At 28.6% G+C, this 24,269-nt stretch carries 19 protein-coding genes; 12 read left to right on the top strand and 7 right to left on the bottom strand.

The features are described from left to right. Positions 1 to 67 precede the first annotated feature (67 nt). The 4 genes from FIA58_RS01300 (at position 68) to FIA58_RS01285 (ending at position 4,911) form a co-directional block, all read left to right on the top strand. Complete coding sequence (locus FIA58_RS01300; protein ID WP_140959219.1) at positions 68 to 1,111, top strand: hypothetical protein; 1,044 nt, start codon at positions 68 to 70, stop codon at positions 1,109 to 1,111. Between the two features lie 266 nt (positions 1,112 to 1,377). After that, positions 1,378 to 1,746: a hypothetical protein gene (locus FIA58_RS01295; RefSeq protein WP_140959217.1), complete on the top strand. Its 369-nt coding sequence runs from the start codon at positions 1,378 to 1,380 to the stop codon at positions 1,744 to 1,746. A gap of 141 nt (positions 1,747 to 1,887) precedes the next feature. Then, complete coding sequence (locus FIA58_RS01290) at positions 1,888 to 4,155, top strand: alpha/beta hydrolase family protein (protein ID WP_140959215.1); 2,268 nt, start codon at positions 1,888 to 1,890, stop codon at positions 4,153 to 4,155. 219 nt (positions 4,156 to 4,374) lie between these two features. After that, positions 4,375 to 4,911, top strand: a complete 537-nt coding sequence (locus FIA58_RS01285) for an STM3941 family protein (RefSeq protein WP_140959213.1) — start codon at positions 4,375 to 4,377, stop codon at positions 4,909 to 4,911. A gap of 3 nt (positions 4,912 to 4,914) precedes the next feature. On the opposite strand, the gene FIA58_RS01280 is transcribed toward FIA58_RS01285, so the two are convergent. The 5 genes from FIA58_RS01280 to FIA58_RS01260 form a co-directional block, all read right to left on the bottom strand. Next, positions 4,915 to 5,301 (bottom strand): methylglyoxal synthase, encoded by a 387-nt coding sequence (locus FIA58_RS01280; RefSeq protein ID WP_140959211.1) that lies wholly within the window; start codon positions 5,299 to 5,301, stop codon positions 4,915 to 4,917. Positions 5,302 to 5,342: 41 nt separating this feature from the next. Next, positions 5,343 to 6,194, bottom strand: coding sequence for a BadF/BadG/BcrA/BcrD ATPase family protein (locus tag FIA58_RS01275; protein WP_140959209.1), 852 nt, complete (start codon positions 6,192 to 6,194; stop codon positions 5,343 to 5,345). Positions 6,195 to 6,327: 133 nt separating this feature from the next. Further along, complete coding sequence (gap, locus tag FIA58_RS01270) at positions 6,328 to 7,338, bottom strand: type I glyceraldehyde-3-phosphate dehydrogenase (RefSeq protein ID WP_140959207.1); 1,011 nt, start codon at positions 7,336 to 7,338, stop codon at positions 6,328 to 6,330. A gap of 75 nt (positions 7,339 to 7,413) precedes the next feature. Then, complete coding sequence (gene pfkA / locus FIA58_RS01265; protein ID WP_394352400.1) at positions 7,414 to 8,400, bottom strand: 6-phosphofructokinase; 987 nt, start codon at positions 8,398 to 8,400, stop codon at positions 7,414 to 7,416. A gap of 133 nt (positions 8,401 to 8,533) precedes the next feature. Next, positions 8,534 to 12,925: a translocation/assembly module TamB domain-containing protein gene (locus tag FIA58_RS01260; protein WP_243754621.1), complete on the bottom strand. Its 4,392-nt coding sequence runs from the start codon at positions 12,923 to 12,925 to the stop codon at positions 8,534 to 8,536. Between the two features lie 218 nt (positions 12,926 to 13,143). Between FIA58_RS01260 and tsaD the strand changes: the two genes are divergently transcribed. The 8 genes from tsaD to FIA58_RS01220 all read left to right on the top strand — a co-directional run bounded on the left by tsaD (position 13,144) and on the right by FIA58_RS01220 (position 20,820). Beyond that, a complete protein-coding gene (tsaD, locus tag FIA58_RS01255) occupies positions 13,144 to 14,163 on the top strand; it encodes a tRNA (adenosine(37)-N6)-threonylcarbamoyltransferase complex transferase subunit TsaD (protein WP_140959205.1) in 1,020 nt (339 codons plus the stop codon). Position 14,164: 1 nt separating this feature from the next. Next, positions 14,165 to 14,869, top strand: a complete 705-nt coding sequence (locus FIA58_RS01250; protein ID WP_140959203.1) for a 16S rRNA (uracil(1498)-N(3))-methyltransferase — start codon at positions 14,165 to 14,167, stop codon at positions 14,867 to 14,869. 1 nt (position 14,870) lies between these two features. Next, positions 14,871 to 15,506 carry a DUF4159 domain-containing protein gene (locus FIA58_RS01245; RefSeq protein WP_140959201.1) on the top strand — a complete coding sequence of 212 codons (636 nt, stop codon included), beginning with the start codon at positions 14,871 to 14,873 and terminating at the stop codon, positions 15,504 to 15,506. Between the two features lie 178 nt (positions 15,507 to 15,684). Continuing rightward, positions 15,685 to 16,638, top strand: a complete 954-nt coding sequence (locus FIA58_RS01240) for a zinc metalloprotease (protein ID WP_140959199.1) — start codon at positions 15,685 to 15,687, stop codon at positions 16,636 to 16,638. Between the two features lie 314 nt (positions 16,639 to 16,952). Continuing rightward, complete coding sequence (locus tag FIA58_RS01235; protein ID WP_140959197.1) at positions 16,953 to 17,909, top strand: zinc metalloprotease; 957 nt, start codon at positions 16,953 to 16,955, stop codon at positions 17,907 to 17,909. A gap of 69 nt (positions 17,910 to 17,978) precedes the next feature. Further along, complete coding sequence (locus FIA58_RS01230) at positions 17,979 to 19,067, top strand: AI-2E family transporter (protein WP_140959195.1); 1,089 nt, start codon at positions 17,979 to 17,981, stop codon at positions 19,065 to 19,067. Further along, positions 19,067 to 20,245, top strand: coding sequence for a THUMP-like domain-containing protein (locus tag FIA58_RS01225; protein WP_140959193.1), 1,179 nt, complete (start codon positions 19,067 to 19,069; stop codon positions 20,243 to 20,245). The genes FIA58_RS01230 and FIA58_RS01225 overlap by 1 nt, the downstream gene beginning before the upstream one ends. Positions 20,246 to 20,250: 5 nt before the next feature. Further along, entirely contained in the window at positions 20,251 to 20,820 is a 570-nt protein-coding gene (locus tag FIA58_RS01220) for a hypothetical protein (protein ID WP_140959191.1), read from the top strand. 41 nt (positions 20,821 to 20,861) lie between these two features. Here the strand turns inward: FIA58_RS01220 and FIA58_RS01215 are convergent, their stop codons facing one another. Together FIA58_RS01215 and FIA58_RS01210 are read right to left on the bottom strand one after the other, a co-directional pair. Beyond that, complete coding sequence (locus tag FIA58_RS01215; RefSeq protein ID WP_140959189.1) at positions 20,862 to 22,541, bottom strand: T9SS type A sorting domain-containing protein; 1,680 nt, start codon at positions 22,539 to 22,541, stop codon at positions 20,862 to 20,864. Between the two features lie 38 nt (positions 22,542 to 22,579). Next, entirely contained in the window at positions 22,580 to 24,196 is a 1,617-nt protein-coding gene (locus FIA58_RS01210) for an ELWxxDGT repeat protein (RefSeq protein ID WP_140959187.1), read from the bottom strand. Positions 24,197 to 24,269 lie beyond the last annotated feature (73 nt).

Here is a 24,269-nt window from a genome sequence, read left to right as displayed (position 1 = left end):
TTTTTAATAACTAAATACTAATAATCAAAATATGTATATTTGTTTTATATACTAATAAATATAAAATATGAAAGAAGAATATTCTGATTATATAAATAAAATTATACATGAAAAATCTGAAATTGAAGATCTAATAGAAGAAAGAAAAAAAAAGATAGAAAAATTTGAGAAAAGAAATATAAGAAAAAAAAGATTATCTTTTTTTGCAGGTCTATTTTTGTCTTTAAGCATAAGTCTCTCTATATTTTTTTATTTTAAAGAAAATATCATATTTGATAAAACTAAAAGCACAACATTCTTACTTGCTTTATTATCAATAACCATAGCACTAGGTTTTTATTTAATGAAGTATTTACAACCTAATATGATAAAGAAAAATTCACATAATAATTTTGAAAAAAACTATTTAGAAGAACTATCAGAAATAAAATACAATATTGAATTACTTAAAAAAAAATCTGGAAAAACTGAAGATACAGAAATTAATATCAATGACATAGTAGAAAAAGCAATAGAGAATAAATTTAACGACAACTATATTGAAGAAAAAATCAATTCAAATTTCAAAGAGGAAGCTCAAAAAAATAAAAAAAATAATTCTCTTCTTTATTACATCGAAAGTAAATCAAATAGATTAGATGAAGAAATTTTAAGATTGCGAAAAAGTGCAAATCTTAATTTAGTAATAGGAACTTTATCGACATTTTTAGCTATTTTTTGTTTAGTTTATGAAGTTTTTTATAATGGAATAAACTTTAAAAATAACGTTGAAATTTTGTCTCATTATATCCCAAGAATTTCACTTGTGATTTTCATAGAATTTTTTGCATTCTTTTTTTTAAAGTTATATAAATCAAATTTGTATGAAATAAAATACTTTAATAATGAAAAAACAAATATTGATTTTAAAATATTTTCTTTAAGAACAGCAATTCAATTGGATGATAAAGAAATGATTAAGCTATGTATTTCAAATTTCATTGAAACTGAGAGAAATTTTATAATTAAAAAAGACGAAACTACTATTGATTTTGAAAGACATAAATTTGATAATGTTAATAATTCTGAATTAAAAGACTTATTATTAGGAGTACTAAAAACTAATAAGTAAATCTCTTAATTAGTTTATGAAAGAACTACTCCAACTAAAAAAACAATTAATCAATCTGTATTTATGGACAAGTGTATTATTCACGTTAATTTAATTTATTTTATCTATTTATTTTTTTCTACAAAGAAATAGAGTGGAAATAGATTATCATTGTTTTAGTAATTATCTATACAATTTCTTTATTAATTCCTTTCTCACATGCTTTTGAAGCCTATAAAAATCGAAAGTATATTCAAAAAATTTGTTCTGAAAAACCTTATTCTGATTTGTGTAAAATTGGTTTTAACCAAAAAAAACTAATACGAGATGTATTTTCAGGAATAAAAGATTATGCTATTTTTTCTATTAAAGAAAATATCCCTATTTTCTTGAAAGCGGATAATAAAACACCAAAAAATGTTGAATTTGTCATTTATTGCTATTCTTATAAAAATCATAGAGAATTCATGATAAAACTAAAAGAATTAGAGTCAAAAAATATAGATTTAGATGTCGTTACAATTTCAATAAAAATAAACACTAAAAAGGAAAAAATTGCCTTACAAAGTCTAGAAATGAGACTTAAAGAGCTCATTCGTATCGTCAAAGTTAATAAGTTTCATGTTTTTTCATTGGATAAAATAAATCAATATTAAAAACGAACTGTAACATTTTTCATAAAAGTCTGTCTTATAAATAAAAGAAAAATTTAGTAGCTCTAGACTACTAATTATTTCTTGTTTCAATCATCAATCAACTTTAAAGTTTTACAACTAAACTTAAAAAAACACAGACACATGAAAACAAAACATCTAATTATTTTACTACTTATGAGTATTACCACACAAGCCCAACAATTTGTTGGAGACTGGAAAGGAGAACTAGACGTGCAAGGCATGAAATTGGAAGTCATTTTTCACATTACACAAAAAGACAATGTGTATACATCCACTATGGATGTTCCTATGCAAGGAGCTTCTGGTGTTGCCATTGATAAAACAGAAGTAAAAGAGAATTCCATTACTTTAAAAGCACCTCAATTAGGTATTGAATTTAAAGGGGAATTCAAAAACAAACAAATTGTAGGAGAATTTCATCAAGCAGGAATGAATCTTCCGCTTACACTTTCTTCTTTTGAAAATAAATTACCAGGAAACACAGCTCTTCCTTCTTCTAAAGAAACATTAGAAAAATTAAAAGCCTACGACAAAGGAAATTATAAATATTCTGTTTCAGATTATTTTGCTAAACCTAAAGCATCTAGTTTTCAATTGTCTCCAAACGGTAAATACATGTCTTATCGTGAAAAAGATGAAAATAACAAACGACATGTTTATGTAAAAGAATTGGCTACTGGAACTATTAAAAAGGCTATTGAAGAAAAAGAGGAATTAGTTCGTGGTTACGGATGGATTAATGACGAACGTTTGTTTTTTGCAATGGATAAAGGGGGTGATGAAAACTATCATGTTTATGCAGTAAATCTTGACGGAAGCAATTTAAAAGACCTGACTCCTTTTGACGGTGTTCAAGCTAGTATCACAAACATATTAAAAGAACAAAAAGATTATATCATCGTTTCGATGAATAAAAATAACAAACAAGTATTCGAACCTTTCAAATTGAATATTATAACTGGTGCATTAGAGCAATTGTATAAAAATGAAGACATTGCAAATCCTATTCAAGGGTACGAATTTGACAAAGACGGTAATCTTAGAGGTTATAGTAAATTGGTTAATGGTGTTCAAAATCAATTCTACTATAAAGATAATAAAACGGGAGAATTTAAATTACATACTACAACAAACTGGGATGATTCATTCGGTATAATCAGTTTTAATTATGCTTCAAAAAATAAAGATGAAGCTTATGTTTTAACTAATTTAGATAGTGATAAAACACGAATTGTTTTATATGATTTGGCATCCAAAAAAATAATCAAAGAAATTTTTTCTAATCCAACATTTGATGTAAGTGGCTTAAGTCTTGCTAGAAAACGAAATTATGAAATTGATTATTTTTCATTTGAAGGAGAAAAGAATGAAGTAATTCCTGTAAGTAAATTATACAAGGAAATTTATGGATTAATGGAAAAAGAGTTTCCAAATAAAGAAGCATATATCGTTGATAAAGATGATAATGAAACACAATTTTTAGTAATTGTACAAAGCGATAAATTATACGGAACTTATTATCAATTTGACGCTAAAACTAAGAAATTTAAATTATTATATGATTTAATGCCTCAACTAAAAGAAGTTGATATGGCAGAAATGAAACCTATACAATTTAAAAGTAGAGATGGAAAAACCATTTATGGCTACATCACTTTACCAAAAGAAGCATTACAAGGTAAAAAAGTACCGTTAATTGTAAATCCGCATGGTGGTCCACAAGGTATCAGAGACTCTTGGGGTTTTAACCCAGAAACCCAGTTATTTGCAAGTCGTGGTTATGCTACTTTACAAGTAAACTTTAGAATTTCCGGAGGTTATGGAAAAGAATTTTTACGTGCTGGTTTTAAACAAATTGGTAGAAAATTAATGGACGATGTAGAAGATGGTGTAGCTTATGCTATAAAGCAAGGTTGGGTTGATAAAGATAAAATTGCCATTTATGGAGGAAGTCATGGTGGTTATGCTACGTTGATGGGCTTAGTAAAAACTCCTGATTTATATGCTTGTGGTGTGAATTACGTAGGAGTTTCCAATATCTTCACTTTCTTTGATTCTTTCCCAGAATATTGGAAGCCTTATAAAGAAATTGTAAAACAAATTTGGTATGACCTAGATGATCCAAAAGAAGCTACCATTGCAAAAGAAGTTTCACCAGTGTTCCAAATTGACAAAATTAAAAAACCTCTTTTTGTAATTCAAGGTGCGAATGATCCTCGTGTGAATATTGCCGAATCCGATCAAATTGTAACAGGTTTAAGAGCTAAAGGATTTGAAGTACCTTATATGGTAAAATACGATGAAGGCCATGGTTTTGCCAAAGAAGAAAATTCAATAGATATGTATGAAGCGACTTTAGGATTTTTAGCGAAAAACTTAAAGCAATAAAAATAACTATTCAACAAAAGGGTGATTTCGTAATTGATATTACCCTTTTTTATATATTTATTTTTACTTTAGAAATAAACACTTTTGAAAGTTATGCTTATATTTCGAAAAAAATAATCTTACTATTTATATTCCTTTCATTACTATCATCATTTTGTAATAACGTAAAAAATACAAAAAACCATTAATTAAACAAGAGAAGCATATTGTATAAAAAACATGAAAAAAGATACCATAGAAATTCCGTTAAGTAAGAAAAAAATGATGCTTAAGTTATTGGGTTCAATACTATTTTGTTGTATAGGTTTATGGCTAATCATCAAACAACCCGTATCTAGTAATCTATTTTTAAGTAATCCAATTGTTACACTACTTATAGGCTGTATAAGTATCTTATTTTTTGGAATTATTACTATTAGTATTTTAAATAAATTTAGAAATAGTAACATTGGTTTAACCATTAATGCTGAAGGAATAATTGATAATACAAGTGGTATTTCAGGTGGATTAATTCTTTGGAAAGATATTATAGACATTCAAAAAACTACTGTTGTAAACCAACAATTTTTAAAGATCATTACAAATAACCCACAATTGTATATTGATAAACAAAAAAGTGTTTTCAAGAAAAAAGCTATGTTATTGAACTATAAATCTTATGGTTCTCCTATTTTTATTTCAGCAAATACTTTACAAATTAACTTTGACACACTTTACGAAACTGTTCTTGAAAAATATTTGTTTTATAAATCATGAATATTATTTCAATTCATCTAATCCAAACAACAACAGCTGAGCAGTTGCTTCATTAGTTGCTAATGGAACATTATGCACATCGCAAATTCTAATCAACATCGAAATATCAGGTTCATGAGGATGACTTGAATTTGGATCTTTAAAAAATAGAACCATTTTTGTTTTCCCTTCCGCAACACGAGCTGCAATTTGTGCATCTCCACCTAATGGTCCTGACAACATTTTTTTTACTTTAATTCCTATAGTTTCAACCTTTCCTCCTGTTGTACCAGTAGCTATTATAATGATATTTTCTGCTTGCAATATGGATTTATTTTTATTCACAAACTGAACCATATCTGCTTTTTTTCCATCGTGTGCAATAATTGCTATTTCAAATTTCTTTTTCATATTAACAAATATAAAAAAATCCCGATTATTCGGGATTAAATTTATTTATTTAAAACGTGATAAGCAATTAACCCATCTATTGGCCTTCTCAAAATATTACCCACATTTATCTCATACTTTTTCAAAATTTCATTTAACTCGTCTCTTAAATAAAATGCAATCGAACCTACAAAATGCACAGGTACTTCTTTATAATTTTCAAACTGCATGATATAATTCTCAACAAACGACTCCAATTCTTCTTGAATATATTTTTTACAAAAATCAGAATCTTTATACTTAATTAGGAATTTTGCAAATGTAGCTAAGTAGGCATTTGGGTTTGGCTCTTTATATAATTTATTTTTAATAAAATCTGGTTCTAGATTAAACGTCTTTTCAAAATCATTAGCCATTTCTAAAGGCATTTTATTAAAATAATACCCTCTAATTAAATGTCTTCCAAAACGATTTCCACTACAATCATCCATAGCTATATAACCTAAAGATTGTACTTTTTGATGCAACACTTTACCATCAAAATAACTACAGTTGGAGCCTGTACCTAAAATACTAACAATTGCTTTTTCATTTTTTGGTGTTGTTGCGTAAACTGCTGCATAAGTATCCTCATGAACAGTAACTTTAGCATTACTAAAATACTCTTCAAAAACAGATGCAAGGAAATTTTTCATTCTATCTGTTCCACACCCAGCACCGTAAAAATATAATTTAGAAGCTTTTGCTTTATTGTGAGAAATATCGAACTTATCATCTAATCGATTAATAATTTCTTCTCTACTTAATACTTCTGGATTTAATCCCAATGATTGTGTTGTAAAAATAACTTTTCCGTTATCATCTATAGCAATCCAATCGGCTTTAGTAGAGCCACTATCTACAAGTAATTTCATTTCGTTTCAGTTTTGTTGGTTGGTTGAAAAAAAACCAAATACTTTTTATTTTATTTGGTGATTAATAGTAGCCATCATAGATATAAAAATGTCCTGTTCTTTTAGAAAATAGCAACAGGACATTTTTCTTTATTTATTTTACTGACATTACGTGAACAGCTAAATCTATTAATTTTGATGAATATCCATATTCATTATCATACCAAGATACAATCTTGAAAAAAGTAGAATTCAATCCAATTCCTGCATGAGCATCAACTATTGAAGTTCTTGAATCAGAAATAAAATCTTGAGAAACTACTAAATCTTCTGTATAACCTAAGATACCCTTTAATTCATTTTCAGAAGCCTTTTTGAAAACAGCCATAATTTCATCATAAGATGTTTCTTTAGCAACTTTTACTGTTAAATCAACACAAGACACATCAGCAGTAGGTACTCTCATAGACATGCCTGTTAATTTACCATTTAATTCTGGAATCACTTTCCCTACAGCTTTTGCTGCTCCTGTTGAAGCTGGAATAATATTTAATAAAGCGGCTCTACCTCCTCTAAAATCTTTGCGTGAAGGACCATCAACTGTTAATTGTGTTGCTGTTGTAGCATGAACTGTTGTCATCAAAGCTTCTACAATACCAAAATTATCATTAATAACTTTAGCTAAAGGTGCTAAACAGTTTGTTGTACAAGATGCATTTGACACTATATTATTTGCTGCAGTAACTTTATCATGATTAACCCCCATTACAAACATTGGAGCATCTGCAGAAGGAGCCGAAATTACAACTTTCTTCGCACCCCCTTTAATGTGTGCTTCTGCAGTTGCTAAAGTTGTAAAAATACCAGTACATTCTGCAACTACATCAACATCTACTTTTGCATCATCCCATTTTAATTGTGTTGGATCTTTTTCAGCTGTTACACGTATGAACTTATCGTTAACATATAATTGTCCGTCTTTAACTTCAACTTTACCATTGAAACGACCATGAACTGAGTCATATTTCAATAAATAAGCTAAATGATCTACATCTAACAAATCGTTAATTGCAACTACTTCTATATTATCTCTATTGAATGATTCTCTAAATACAATTCTTCCGATTCTTCCGAATCCATTAATTCCTAATTTTACTTTTGACATTTTAATCTTTATTTAATTAATGTTTTATTATGGTTTAATTTATTCTTAAAAGTGTAATTTTTTAAAGTTTTTGTTTTAAGTCGACATAATATCAGAAACTCGAAGTAGTTCTTTATCTATTTCTGTATGACCCTTTATAGCTTGTTCTAAAGGAGTTAAAGCAACTTTATCGTTTAATAGACCTACCATAAAATTTGATTTCCCTTCAAGGATTGATTCAACAGCCTTAACACCTAATCTTGAAGCCAAAACCCTATCAAAACATGAAGGAGAACCACCTCTTTGCATATGACCTAAAACAGATACTCTTACATCATACTCTGGCATATTCTCTTCAACATAATCTTTCAGTTCAAAAACTGTTTTACCAATTTTATCGCCTTCTGCAACAACAACAATACTTGAAGATTTACCAGACTCTTTACTTTTCTTTAAAGATTCCAACAGTCTTTCTAATCCCAAATCTTCTTCAGGAATTAAGATTTCTTCTGCTCCTGCTCCAATTCCAGTATTTAAAGCTATATGACCAGCATCTCTACCCATAACTTCTACAAAGAAAAGTCGGTTATGAGAAATAGCAGTATCTCTAATTTTATCTATAACCTCAACAACTGTATTTAATGCTGTATCGTAACCTAATGTATGGCTAGTACCAAAAATATCATTATCTATAGTTCCTGGAATTCCCATTACTGGAAAACCATATTCCTTATTAAAAACTTCTGCTCCAGTAAAAGATCCATCTCCTCCAATAACAACTAAAGCATCAACTCCAGCCTTTTTTAAATTATCGAAAGCTTTTTTTCTTCCTTCTGCTGTCATAAATTCCTTAGATCGAGCTGATTTTAAAATTGTTCCTCCTTTGTTTACTATATTGTTAACAGAACGAGGACCCATTTCTTTAAAATCTCCTTCTATCATTCCTTGATATCCTCTATAGATACCTATACATTCAATACTATGAAAAGCACAAGTTCTTACAACAGAACGTATGGCTGCATTCATTCCAGGTGAATCTCCTCCAGAGGTAAGTACACCAATTTTATTAATCTTTGGCAACATTTATAATTATTTATCGTAAATTTAAAAAAGGAAAATGGAATATTTGGATATTTTTATCAAATATTAAATTTTATACTAAAATTCAATCGTTTTCGTTAATAACTTTTTGTTTTTTAATATAAAAATTGAAGAATTACTCTATTTCTGGAACTTTCTCTAGTTCTTTCTTTTTATCCTTTTCTTCCTCTATTTCTTTATTTTTTCTAATGTAGTAGTCTTTGTTCCATAATTCCTCAGAATCAGGAATATCTTCATTAGAGGAAGAACTATTATTTTTGTCTTTATTTTTTGTAAATATTTTACGAATCATTTCACCAAAGGAATCAAAATCTAGTGAATAACTTAGCCCTAGACCTTGTGTATAACCTATACCTTCTCCAATATTATAATTAATATCATTTTCTCTATTAAATACACGAGCTCTTAAAGATCCGTCTTCATTTAATTGTAATTGCACTTCAACATCACCAACTAATACAGATTCTGTAACCCCTCCTACAGGAACTCCTACTTTACCATTAATAGATATCTTGTCATTAATTTGAGTACTCAATGTTAAACCTACTCTACCTGAAATTTGATTAATTCTGTCAGCTTGATCATAATTAACACCTACTTGCAATTTAGAATCATCATCAGAAATAATATCATTAAATAATGAACTTGCTTTTTCGAACAAGGAACCATAAGCTACACTTCCTGCGTTTTCAGGAGTAGTAAATGACCCAAAAGCCAATAATGCAAATGCTTGATTTTGTCTCACATCTTTATTCTGTAATCTATAATCTATTTCACTTTTAAAAACACTACTAACTGTTGGGAAGTTTATATTAAAATCCGGTTCTGGATTACTCAAACTACCATTAATCACAATAGACACTTCTGTAGGTAATTTTCTATTAGTGTTAAAAGATGAGCTTTCAATTAAAACAGATGGATTTGCTTGAGTTTTATAAATAGCTTCAAGATTCAGTATAGCCCCTAACGGATCTCCTTCCCATCGAATGGTACTTCCTTTTTTTACAAGGAATTTTTTATCTATTAAGCCTGCTTTTTTAAAATTATAAACACCTTCTTGAACCTGAAAATCACCATACATTAAAAACTTACCTAATGTATTTATCTCCATTCTCATAGAACCATAACCGTTACCTTTCATGGCATGACCTGATTCCCTATCTAATATAACTTCAATTTCAGCATCGGTATCAATATCAAAATCTAAGTTCAATTCTAAGCCATTGTACTTGTTCTTGGATAAGTTATTAGTATTATTAGTAAGCAAATCTTCTTTCTTAATAAAAGTATAATAAGGTTTTCGTCCAACATCCTCAGCATCTCTAACAGGAATCTTTATAGAAGTTCCTTTTTCAGACTCTCCCACAACGGTAACTAATAATGATTCTATTCTTCCACTAATTTTTGCACTACCATTTAAAAATGCAGTTCCATAATAATAAGAGTCCTCAGAATCTTTTGTATTTAAAGCTAATAGATTATTAGTTCGTACTTCTAGATCTAATTCCCAATCTGAAAACATTTCGTGTTTAACAGAACCCCTTAAAACTCCATTTGTATTAAATTCTGTATCAGTTATAACTATATTTCTAAATAAGAACTCTTTCTCTGTAATATCAACTATGGCATTTTTTTCAAAATTATAATCTACATTTAAATAAGGTGCCCTTAAACCAGCTTCATTTAAGTACAATCTTCCATCAATTTCAGGATCAGTGACCAATCCTCTTATATTAGCACTTCCTGTTGCATCTCCTCTTACATCTGTAATAACTTCTCCAATCAAAGAGCCAAATGGAGCCAAATCAAAACGGTTAAAAATCGCTTCCATATTTAATGTGGATTGATTGTTTCTATATTTTAATGTTCCATTTAAATTAAAACGTTCTGATCCTTTTTGGACAATATAAGAGTCAATATCAAATTCATTGAAAGCATCATTACCTTCAACCAATAAATACATATCTCCAACTGGAAACTTGTTTATTTTTAAACTATCTATATGAATATTAGACAATGGTTTATAATAGGTCTTATCTTGTTTAAACTTAATAAAACCATTTACTTTACCATCTAAAGCTATACTATCTAAAGATGGAGTTACTTTGTCTAAATCAACATCATTAAAAGTCAGATTAAAATCTTTATAGGTAGAATCTTTCATTTCGCCATAAAAATCCATATTCTGATTATTGTGTGACAATCTTAGCTTTTGGAATTTAAAATCTTTAAAATTCTTATCAAAAATTATTTTATTATCATTGTTTTCATTTTCATTTATAAACCATAAATAATCTTTAAAATTAACTTCCGATTTTTTAAAACCAATAACTGATTGTTTATTTTCATCTATTGTATGATAAATATTCAAAGAAAAACTATCATCCTGTTCATTACCTCCTTTGAATTCCGAACGAACAAACAATGTGTCGTTCATCGTTAAATTAATTAAATTAAAGTCAGAAATTCTATAGTTTTTAGTTCGAATGCTATCCATTTCAATATAAGTATTATATAATGGATTTTTATTATCGATGTCTATTTTAATATTTTTAAAATAGTTACCAAAGGCTACTACATCTGGTGAATTGAAATCAAATTCAAATTTTCCTAAATCAGCATTTATTTTACCTTTAATCTTAGTATTTTCTGATATTGAAACTTCTGGAACAAAAATATCTACAATTTTATTATAAAGAGTAAAATTAAAATCTAAGAATTGTCCTTTTTGTAATTTATTAGGTGAATAATTAGCATAAAGACTTCCAACTGCATTTTCAAGAATTTTTCTTACTTGATTAATTTTGAATTTACCTACTACTTTTCCATTAATGATATCTTTAGAATTAATAGTAATAGTTCTTATCCTTTCTGCATCAAAACTAGAACTCAATTGGAAATCATCAAAATAATAACTGTCCTTATTGTTTTGATAAGAAACGTTTTCTACTTGTAAAACACCATCGAGATCATTCAATGTATTTCCTTTCGCTAAAAAAGAAATTTTACCTTTAAAAATAGATATAGAATCAATTTTAGAAAATTGCAAAGCATATAAATCAGCATAATCAATATTAGCTTTAAAATTATAATTTTTAGCTCTAGAGCTTAAATCTACTAACCCATCGAAATCCATCCTTAAATTAGGATCATTACTATTAAAATAACCTTTAAAATAAGGCATTTTCATATTCCCGTCTACAGTAATATTTTGATAACTGTATTTATTGAAATAAAATTTATCAATTTTACCTTTCACATTAGTATTTAGGTATTCCTTGGTAAAGCCCTGTCCTTCTACATCTAAATTCAATGTTGCTTTTCCAATATCTGATTGATTTAAAAATTCACCTAAATTAAAATCATCTAACATTACATTTCCTTGATAAGTTGCATTATCAATATTAGATAAATTCTCAATAGACAAATTGGTTACAATTTTTCCTAAAACAGAAGAAACTACTACATCTGAATTTATAAAATTATCGGTTAGTTCAACATCACCTACAAGAGTAACATTACCTAATTTCACTAACGATGAAGGCAAACTATTACCTAAAATTGTAGGAAGAATTGCAATTAAATTATTATAATTAGAGCTTATTTTACTGAATTTCCCTTTTATGTAAAAAGACTCCTCTTTATTGAATAAGTTTTTAAATTGAACGGTTCCTAAAATTTTAGAATCATTTACATCTTTTAAATGCAAATTTTCAGTAGTAAAATTATTTAAAGTTCCTATCAAATGTGTATCTATATCAAATATATTATTCTTACCAAATTCATTATAAAAATAATTTAAATCATTAGAAGCTATTGAAGCTTCATCCATTTGCACATCAAAAATTACTTTATTATTAAAATCTGAAAAATCTGATCTATTGTATCTTAATTCAAGATTACCTCTAAATAATGATTCATTTGTTTTAATATATAATTTATCTAATAATATATTCTTTTTAGTATAAGTAAAATTAGCAGTTAAATTCTCAACTAAAAGCCCTCTCTCTTCTTTAAAAGACAACTTATTTATATACGTACTAACATCTGGCCCTTTAATATAAAAATCCTCTATAGTTCCATTTAAATCTTTTAAATCAAATATCTTCTGATTTTGTAAATTCTCATTTATATATTTAAATCTACTATTATATAAAGTCATAGAACTAGACTTCATTCTAAATTTACCAGAAGAAGGAGTTCCATCATCAAAAGATTCTATAAATTTATCAATATTTGTAAAATCTTCACCTTTATATTGTTTAAGGTTAAAATCAAGTCCATCTAAAATTACTTTTCCTAAATAGGGATGCCCACTATCATACAACTCATTTATACTTAAAATAGAAGTATTCAATCTTTTAATAAAAAACAAAGTATCCTTATGATGATCTTTTATTAAAATTCCTTTTAACTTTACAGAACCAAAAGCAGTTACAGCTACTTTTTCAATATTTATATCTGTCCCAAACTCTTTATTCAATTGTTCAGTTGCATATTTTCCCAAGTAAGTTTGAACAAAAGGTAAAGACAAAAGTATTCCTGATACCAATAAAAAAATTAGCACTATTAATAGCGTTCTGAAGAATATTTTTTTAAGTTTTTTAATACTATAAAATGTTTAAATTTGTCAGAAAAAGAAGAATCATTGAATTATCAACAAAAATAATCATTTTTGTAAGATAATTACAATTGAGGTTTAGCAAATTTCATGCCCTTTTTAAAATGAAAAAAAATGTATATACTTTAGCAATAGAAAGTTCCTGTGATGATACTTCTGCTGCTATACTCTGCAACGATAAAGTACTATCAAATATTGTAGCACGACAAGCTATTCATGAAGAATATGGAGGAGTTGTACCCGAACTTGCTTCAAGAGCACACCAGCAAAATATTGTTCCTGTAGTGGACGTTGCTATCAAAAAAGCCAATATCACTAAAGAGGATTTAGACTGTATAGCTTTTACTCAAGGACCTGGTCTAATGGGATCCCTACTAGTTGGAGGTTCTTTTGCGAAATCAATGAGTATGGCTTTAGAAATTCCATTGATAGCTATAAATCATATGAAAGCTCATATTTTAGCACATTTTATTGATGAAGAAAATTATGAAAAACCTACTTTCCCTTTTTTAGCATTGACTATTAGTGGTGGACATACTCAAATTGTTCAAGTAAATAGTTTTTTTGACTTAAAAATTATTGGAGAAACAACAGATGATGCTGTAGGAGAAGCTTTTGATAAATCAGCTAAAATACTTGGATTACCCTATCCTGGTGGTCCTTTAATTGACAAATATGCACAAGAAGGAAATCCAAAAGCATTCCAATTTACAAAACCAAAAGTAGAAGGATTAAACTTTAGCTTTAGTGGATTAAAAACACAAATTCTATATTTTGTTCAAAAAAATGTGGCTATTAATCCCAATTTCATTGAAGAAAACAGAAATGATATTTGTGCTTCTATCCAATATACAATAATTAATATTTTAATGGATAAACTGAAAATAGCTGTTCAAGAAACAGGAATTAAACAAATTGCTATTGGAGGTGGAGTTTCTGCAAATAGTGGTATTAGAAAAACTTTAAAAGGAACTGAAAGCAAATTGGGTTGGAAAACTTACATACCAAAATTTGAATATACTACTGACAATGCTGCCATGATAGGAATTGTAGGATATTATAATTATCTTGAAAATAATTTTAATACCAACACCATCACTTCTAAAGCTCGAATTGAATTTTAATATGCAATTATTTTACAACCCTAACATAAAAAAAGAAGACTCCTTTTTTACTTTTGACAAAGAAGAAAGCAAACATATTGTAAAAGTCCTTAGAAAAAAAGAAAGTGATATAATTCAGTTATCGAATGGAAATGGCTCTCTTTTTACTTGCGAAATTACTATTGCTTCAGACAAAAAATGTCAAGTAAAAATAGTGGATTCACAATTCATCGAACCCAAAAAATACAAAGTTCATTTAGCAGTAGCTCCTACTAAAATGAATGACAAATATGAATGGTTTTTAGAAAAAGCTACAGAAATTGGTATTGATGAAATAACTCCTATTATTTGTGACCATTCTGAAAGAAAAGTTTTCAAAAAAGACAGGGCAGAAAAAATTTTACAATCAGCTATGAAACAATCTTTACAATATTATTTACCTAAAATCAATACACCTATCAGCTTTTTAGATTTTATTAAAGAAAATCATGAGGATTCAAAATTCATAGCACATTGCGAAGAACAAAATAAAAAATCATTTAAAAATTCTATCAAAATAAATGAAAACATATTAATCCTAATTGGTCCTGAGGGAGATTTTTCATTAAATGAGATAGCGCTAGCTTTAAAAAACAATTTTATTCCAGTAACTTTAGGAAATACTAGATTAAGAACAGAAACAGCAGCAATTGTTGCTTGTCATACAATAGCACTAATAAATGAATAAAATGAAACAACTATTTCTTTTACTTTTACTTACAAACCTTTCTTTTTCACAAGAAGTTGCCATACTAAAATATTCTGGAGGTGGAGATTGGTATGCTAATCCAACATCATTACCAAACTTAGTTCAATTTTGCAATCAAAATATTAATACTAAGATTACTCCTAAAATAGCAACTGTAGAAGTTAATAGTTCTGATATTTTTTCTTACCCATTTATTCACATGACAGGTCATGGTAATGTAATCTTTTCTCCTAATGAATCACAAAATTTAAAGAATTACCTTACTTCTGGTGGTTTTCTACACATAGATGATAATTACGGTATGGATGAATATATTAGAAAAGAAATTAATAAATTATTTCCACAAAACAATCTAGTAGAAATACCTATTACTCATGAAATTTTCAATACTCCTTATAATTTCCCCAATGGATTGCCAAAAATTCATGAGCACGATAATAAGAAACCACAAGCATTTGGAATATTTATTGAAAACCGTTTAGTATTACTATATACCTACGAATCTGATTTAGGTGATGGATGGGAAAATGCTGAGATTCACAATGATCCATTAGAAATAAGAGAAAAAGCTTTAAAAATGGGAGCCAACATTATAAATTATGCATTCAAAAACTAAAAACACAACCATATACTTAGTACTTTAATATTTTTATTGCGGTTTTTGCAATTATATAGAAAACTTTTTTATAAAACAATATACCAATATCACTTTTTTTTGAAAATCGAATCTTTTTTTAACATAATATTGTGGTGTTATAAAATAACATAATCTTAACATCAAACAAACAGTAATTATGAAAAAAATTTTCGTGCTAGCATCTGTGCTAATTTTAGGTTTTTCTTGTCAAAATGAAGACAGAGCAATAGAAGAAACCAATTCCAAAGATCTTGAAGTTGCACATAGAGGATGTGCTTCAGACGAAGTATTACAGAAACAGTTAATCGCTGATCCAGGATTAGCTAAAAGAATGCAAGACATTGAATTACAAACTGCAAAAGCCATTTCTGAAGGAAGAATTGTAAATGGAGTTTTAGAAATTCCAGTAGTATTCAACGTATTATACAGAACTACTGCTGAAAACATTTCTACCGCTCAACTACAATCACAAATTGATGTATTAAACAAAGATTTTAATGCACAAAATTCAGATTACAATACTGCCAACAATCCTTATAGCAGTGTAAGAGCAAATGTAGGAATACGTTTTGTATTAGATCAAGTTATCAGAAAGAGCACAACTAAGACATCATGGGGAACAAATGATGCTATGAAAAAAACAAGCACTGGAGGAATTGCTCCTACATCTCCTACTACAAAACTCAACTATTGGGTTTGTACTATTGGTGGTGGAATTTTAGGATATGCTCAGTTTCCAGGTGGATCATCTGCTACAGATGGTGTAGCTATTGATTCAAAATACACCGGTACAACAGGTACTGCAACTTATCCATTTAATTTAGGTAGAACTGCAACTCATGAAGTTGGGCATTGGATGAATTTACGTCACATTTGGGGTGATGCTACTTGCGGATCAGACTTAGTATCAGACACTCCAACTCACAATGCTGCTAATTATGGAGTACCTGCTGTGGGACATAAAAGCACATGTTCAGGAACTCCTTTAGAAATGTATATGAATTATATGGATTATACAGATGATAGAGGGATGTACATGTTTTCAAACGGTCAAAAGAGTAGAATGTTAGCCATATTTAATGTAGGAGGTTCAAGAGCTTCTTTTAGATAATAATTACGATTTACTAAATAAAAACCATCAGTATATAATTACTGGTGGTTTTTTTTATTTTATAAAATCATAAATAAACAAAGTCAACATTTATTCAATTTTGTTCTTACTACCTGAAAAAAAAAAAAAACATCTATAACTATTTTTAATTATTCAATAAACTCCCTTTAAAACAAGAAACAAATGAATTTAATTTACTAATTTTAACAAAAAATACAATAAATATGTAAAAAAAACAATTAAAAAAATAATAATGTTATGTTTTTATGTTATATAATTGCAATATAAATATTAACAAACAAACAGTTTACATTATGAAAAAATTTTTTTTAACAGTTTCAGCAGTAATGATAATGTTTTCTTGTAACAATGAAGACAATTCTATTTCAGAGACAGAAACAACTGAAGCATCTGTTAGTGCACACAGAGGTTGTGCATCAGAGGAGGTTTTACAATGGCAATTAAAAGAAAATCCAGGATTAGCAAAAAGAATGCAAGACATTGAAGTAGCTACATCACAAATGATTAGTCAAGGAAGAATCGTAAACGGTGTTTTAGAAATTCCTGTTGTATTCAATGTACTATATCGAACTTCTTCTGAAAACATTTCACAAGCACAATTACAATCTCAAATTGATGTATTAAACAAAGATTTTAATGCTCAAAATTCAGATTATAACACAGCTAATAATCCTTACAGCAGTGTAAGAGCTAATGTTGGTATTCGTTTTGTATTAGATGCAATTAATAGAAAATCAACGAACAAGTCATCTTGGGGTACTAGAGATGCTATGAAAAAATCAAACAGAGGTGGTCTAAACCCTACTTCACCAACTACTAAATTAAATATTTGGATATGTACAATTGGTGGTGGAATTTTAGGATATGCACAATTCCCTGGAGGATCTTCTGCTACAGATGGTGTTGTCTGCGATTCAAGATATGTTGGAACAACAGGAACAGCAACCTATCCTTTTAACTTAGGAAGAACAGCTACTCACGAAGTAGGTCACTGGATGAATTTACGTCATATTTGGGGTGATGCAACTTGTGGATCTGATTTAGTATCTGATACACCTACTCATAATACAGCAAATTATGGTGTTCCAGCAGTTGGGCATAGATCAACTTGCTCAGGTACTCCTTTAGAAATGTATATGAACTATATGGACTATACAGATGACAGAGGAATGTATATGTTTTCTAATGGGCAAAAAAGCAGAATGTTAGCTATATTTAATGTTGGAGGTTCAAGAGCTTCTTTTAGATAAATAAAAACTAAATCAAACAATTACATAAAACTCGCTATCAGTTAGCGAGTTTTTTTTTATTTTTGGTTCATGACATCAAAAGAACTTTCAAATGGTTTACTAAGAACATTACTTATTTTAACAGGAATAAGTCTTGTTTTGATTTTACTGTATAAAATATTCATTGTTATTGTTTACTTACTAATTGCAGTAGTCTTCTCTTTAATTACGAACCCTATAGTTCAATTTTTAAAAAATAAATTAAAATTTAAGAATACATTAGCTGTAATCACTACTTTGCTTCTCTCTCTTTTGTTTATTGTTAGTTTCGCTTTGCTATTTGTGCCACTAATTATTTCTCAAGGAGAAAACCTTTCTCTTTTAGATATTAATTCATTAGAAAGTAGTTTTAATGATATAGTAAATTCAATAAGTCTGTATTTAGAATCCCATCATATTAATCTTAAACAAGTATTTGAAGGCTCTGACATCTCTTCAAAAATTAATTTTAATTTTATACCAAATATTTTTAATGGAATTATCAATATAGTAGGTAATTTTGGAATGGGATTAGCTTCAGTTCTTTTTATATCCTTTTTTTTACTAAGGGAAAAAGATCAAGCTTTTAGGATATTTAAATTTGTACTTCCTAGAAATCATAAGACTAAGATTTTAACATCAATGGAAAAAATTCAACATTTACTTTCAAGATATTTTATTGGTCTTTTATTACAATTATTCATCATATTAATATTATATCTAATTGTATTTTTGATTTTTGGTATAGACAATGCTTTTATTATAGCATTACTCTGTGCCGTTTTAAACATTATCCCTTATTTAGGTCCGCTTTTAGGTATGATTGTGGCTTCAGTACTAATAATGATTAGTGGTATTGGACATGATTTTATTCAAAATACAATTCCCACCACTTTGTATGTACTTTGTGGTATGCTTGTTGTTCAATTGATAGACAATAATTTAAGTCAGCCTATTATTTTTTCAAAAAGTACTAAATCACACCCATTAGAGATATTTTTGGTCATCATTTGTGCAGGAATTTTATTTGGTATAACAGGAATGATAATTGCCGTCCCATCTTACACTGCTCTTAAAGTAATTGGCAAAGAGTTTTTACCTGATAATAGAATTATAAAAGCTTTAACAAAAGACATTTAATGCATTCTTTAAAATTATTATTACAACCTGAAATACAAGAATTTATTTCCGTTAATATTGAGAAAGATGTCAGTCAATTAGCATTTCATAAAAATGAGTTTTCAATAGATTATATTTCAATTATCAATCAAATTGTTTCTAAACAAAAGGCTAAAAAAAAATTACCTACTTGGTTCAATACATCAAAAATTTTATATCCATCAAAAATTTCAATTGAACAAACTTCCTCAGAAATAGCAGCTAAATATAAAAGTTCCTTAGTATCTGGAGAAAATTTAATTGATTTATCAGGAGGTTTTGGTATAGATGATTACTATTTTTCTTCCGTTTTCCAAAAAGTAATTCATTGTGAAATTAACCCTGAATTATCTTTTATTGTGAAGCATAATTTTCAGCAATTAAGTAAAAAAAATATTGAATGTATCGTTGGTGATAGCACAAAAACACTAGAAAACTTAAATCAAAAATTTAGTTGGTTATATATTGATCCTTCAAGAAGAAATGATACTAAAGGCAAAGTTTTTCTTTTAAGAGATTGTGAACCAAATGTCCCAGAACTTTTGGACTTTTATTTTCAGTTTACCAATAATATACTCATTAAAACCGCTCCTTTTTTAGACATTCAATCAGGTTTACTAGAATTACAATTTGTTAAAAAAATTCATATTCTAGCCATTGAAAACGAAGTTAAAGAGTTACTTTGGGAAATAGAAAACAAGTATACTGATACTATTTCAATTAGCGCCATAAATATTGAAAAAGAAGAGACTCAAATTGTCACTACCTCTTCAAACGAAGAGTCTATTGCGACCTTTTCTTTACCAAAGAAGTACTTGTACGAACCCAATGTAGCACTTCTAAAATCTGGGAATTTTAATGCCTTTTCTAACTTATTTGCTCTAGATAAATTACATCAACATTCACATTTGTACACTTCAAATGAAAAAATTCAATTTCCTGGAAGAAGTTTTAAAATAGACGCCATAATTCCTTTCCAAAAAAGTGAAATTAAAACACATTTGCAAAACAAAAAAATGAATATCACCACTCGAAATTTTCCAATAAAAGTGGATGAAATTAGAAAAAAGTACAAAATTAAAGATGGTGGAACGATTTTTGCTTTTTTTACCACAGATATTCAAAATAATAAAATAGTTTTGCTTTGCTCAAAAATATAAAACTCATGAAACAATTATTTTTACTTTTTTTCTTATTACCTCTTTTAAATTTCAGTCAAAAAAAAGATTGCAAATATGATTTCGAAGAAAAAACAGATTCGACGTATATAAAAGCTTTAAATAGCAAATTAGTCTATGAAAAAGTCTTTGGTAATTCTAAAGAATTCATTCAGTTTAATTTAATAAACAATAATGGAGTTCCAACCTTAAGTTTTCAACAAATTCAAAAAAGCTTTGATTTTATTCCTGTAAAATGTTTTAATAAAAAATCTAAAATTATTTTTCAATTGGAAAACGGTTCCATTATTACTTTAATAAGTTCTAATGATGAGACCTGTTCTGCCCTTTCGTACATTGCTGAAGAAAAAAGTAATATACGTTTATTAACAGGTTATTTTATGTTTACCAAAATGAATTATGAGGACTTAAAAAAATCACGTATTATAGTAATGCGTGTTCAATTTTCAGGAGAAACAAAAGACTATATTTTACCCGATGCAATAGAATCTGAAATTTTAAATCAATCTTTAAAACCTAGTTCTTATTTTATAGATTATTTGAGGTGTATAGAATAAAAAAGCCTTGCTTTCACAAGGCTTTACAAACAAACTCACACTTATCCCTTAATAATTTTAATGGTTTTTTTATAAGATGATTTTTCGTTAGTCACTTGAATAAAATAAAGACCAGAAGCATATTTCTCAAGACTTATTACTCTTTCATTTTTCACATTTAGTACTTCTTTTCCAAAAATATCAAATACTTGTATTTTAAAATTAATCATTTGTGTATTCAGATTAACAATATCAATTGTAGGATTTGGATAAAGAGTAATTGCATTTTCTGAATTAAAATCTTCAATAGATAAAGTAGTATCTGTTATTTTCCAAAGTTCGACTCCTTGTGTTGGATATTTCCCATCAAAATAAACTTCATTATTGTAAACAACAGGTTGAAAAACCGTAACACCTGTAGGCACATTTGTTACACCTGTATTTGTTATTTTCTGTGTACCTGCATCTGTTCCATCCGTAACCCAAACCTGTTGTGCATTATGCTCAAAATACAATTTGTTATTTAAAACTGTAAATGTTTTGTCCAGCAATGAAAAATAAGGAGAGACATTATTTAGAGTACTCGAATTGATCACTTTTATTGTTCCATTCTCCGTACCATCCGTTTTCCAAATCTCTCTTGAACTCGCTGTTCCATCTTTTGCTATCACATATAACTCATTGTTTAAAATAAAAAAAGGATTACTAGTGCTAATACCATCATTTAAATTACCAGAATAAAAGTCTTTTACTCGATTCCAGCCATTTGCAACAGTATATTTATACAATTCAGTGCCTGTTATTTGGTTTAAACCTGCATCATAACCTCTTGCTGTAAAATAAAGTTCGTTATTAAATTCGATAAAATCATCTGGACCACTCCCTTTTCCAAAAGAAGGATTTAAAGTATTTGGAAAAATGTCTGCCACCATGGTTGTTCCAATAGCTGTCCCATCGGTTCTCCAAAGTTCTCTTCCATTGGTTCCATCATCAGCAGAAAAAAACAAATAGCTATCATATACAAACAAATCATTTGGATTAGAACCAGAAGACAAATTTGATGCTGTTGAAGGGTTAATTTCTAAAAACAGTCCGGTTCCACTAGCAGTTCCATCAGTAACATACAATTCAGGATTTTCGCCTGGTGCACTATAAGCCGTGAAGTAAATTTTCCCGTTATAGGTTGTCATATAATTTGGCCCTCCTGAAAAAGAAGGATCTAAAACCTTAACTGTTCCTGAAGGAGTACCATCTGTTTTCCAAAGCGAATAAGGCCCTGAAACTTCTCGTGCCCAAAAATACAATTCTCCATTTAATTCTCCATAGAAATCGAGATAATCATAGTTAAGACTTGATCCATTTGGACCTGGATAAATATCCAATAAGACTTCTGTACCAGAAGCAGTTCCATCTGTTATAAAAAGCTCTCCACCATGTGCTTGAGAAGAGGCGAGAAAAAGTAATTTATTATTAATTACTTTTAAAGGTTTAGGGTTATAACCCACACCATTTCCATTTATATCAGCCACTAAAGTAGCTCCTGAACCTGACGTTTTATATAGTTTTTGCTGAAAACTAACAGAAGCATTAAAATACAATTCTCCATTATATTCCATAAAATACCTTGGATTACTACCATCACTTCCAGCGTTAATTTCGGCTACTTGTGTAAACTGGTATTGTGCTATACTTAATTGACTAAGCCAAAAAAAAGCAATTAATATGTATATTTTTTTATTCATGATTTTTTTGTTTTTGTGTAACTGTTTTTTTGTACTGTTTATTTTTTTAGAATTTTATAGGTTTGAATTTGTTCTCCATTATCACTACTTAAAACTAAAAGATACATTCCTGAGGTACACTTTTCTAATGAAATTTGAGTTTCAAGTGAATTAATAGTATGAGTTAGGATTTGTTTTCCTAATTGATTAAACAAAGAATAACTCCCTTTAAAATCATTTTGAAACTGGATAGTAACTAAATCATCTGTAGGGTTTGGATAGACTTTTAATTCGTTTAATAGATCAAATTCTGAAGTTGATAAATTAGTTGCTGTAAGTTTCCACAATTCATTTCCATTAGAATTAAAGCTTGCTGTAAAAAACAAGGAGTTGTTAACTTTAGTAAAATTTCTACCGTTATCCGTTAATGGGCCAACATTAGGAGCTATAGGAGGTGAAATTTTTATAGTACCTGGTTGTGTTCCATTTGAAACCCATAAATCGTATGCGAAAATAGCAGTCTCATCAGCAGTAAAGATTAGCTCATTATTATATTCATTTAGAAAACGAGGCTTACTACTTCCAGCAAAAGGAAGAATATCTTTAACTAAAAAAGTATTTAAATTACCAGAAACTCCATAAGTAGCAAAAAGTTCTTCCCCTACTGTTGTACCATTTGCTCTAAAGAATAGTAAATTATTTACTACAGTAAACTCTTCTGGATTAGAATCTCCGGGAGTTAACAAGTTGCTAAAAAGCACTGTTCCTGCTGTAGTTCCATCTGTCACCCATAATTCTTTTCCTACAGCACCATCATTTGCAATAAAAAATAATTTATTATTGAATACTTTAAAATTAAAAGGTCTAGAACTTTCAGTTCCAGGATAAATATCTTTAAGCAATTGTGTTCCTGCGGTAGTGCCATCTGTACTCCAAAGTTCAATACCATTACTGTTGTTTTGGGCGCTAAAATAGATTTTACCTCCAAAAGCAGTTAATTCGAACGGTTCAATAGGAGCATTACTTAAAACTGTGGTACCTAAAGTTGTACCATCGGAAATCCACAATGCTATTGAACTTGTTTGTGGATTTCTAGCACTAAAGTATAAGTTTCCATTTAAAACTTCAAAATCTAGTGGATTACTACTAATGCTCGAATACAAATCTTTGACTAATTGTGTACCTACTGTAGTACCGTCTGTCACCCATAATTCTGTATCAGATGTGCTGTCTGTTCCTGAAAAATACAATAATTCGTTAAAAACTATTGCCGAAGTACTAAATATATCTATACTAATGTATACATTCTTTAAAAATTGAGTTCCAACTGTAGTACCGTCGGTAACCCAAAGTCCAGAATTCACTCCGTCATCTGCATTAAAATAAACTTTTCCATTGCATTCATAAAATTGGGTAGGAGTCGTATCTCCATTAGGGTTTATATCTTTAAGCATAAAAGTTCCTGCGTTAGTGCCATCAGATATCCAAGGTTCTCTACCATGCACTCCATCGTCTGCTGTAAAAATGAGTTTGCTGTTAAAGTAAGTAAACTTGCCTGGGTTAGAATCACCATTTGGATTAATGTCTTTTATAAGCTCAAAATTATACTGAGCATGTAATAAAAAACTGGAAAATAACAGACAAGCATGTAATAAAGTAATTTTTTTAATTTTCATAAGTAAAGATTTTTAATTGTTTTCATCCACTTTTTAGAATAAAAAATGGGTTCACTTTATACATTGGTAGAAA

Source organism: Flavobacterium jejuense, from assembly GCF_006491595.2.
In the GTDB taxonomy this organism is placed as follows: Bacteria; Bacteroidota; Bacteroidia; order Flavobacteriales; family Flavobacteriaceae; genus Flavobacterium; species Flavobacterium jejuense.
Note: the sequence above shows the minus strand (reverse complement) of the source record. Positions and strands in the feature narration are given on the sequence as shown.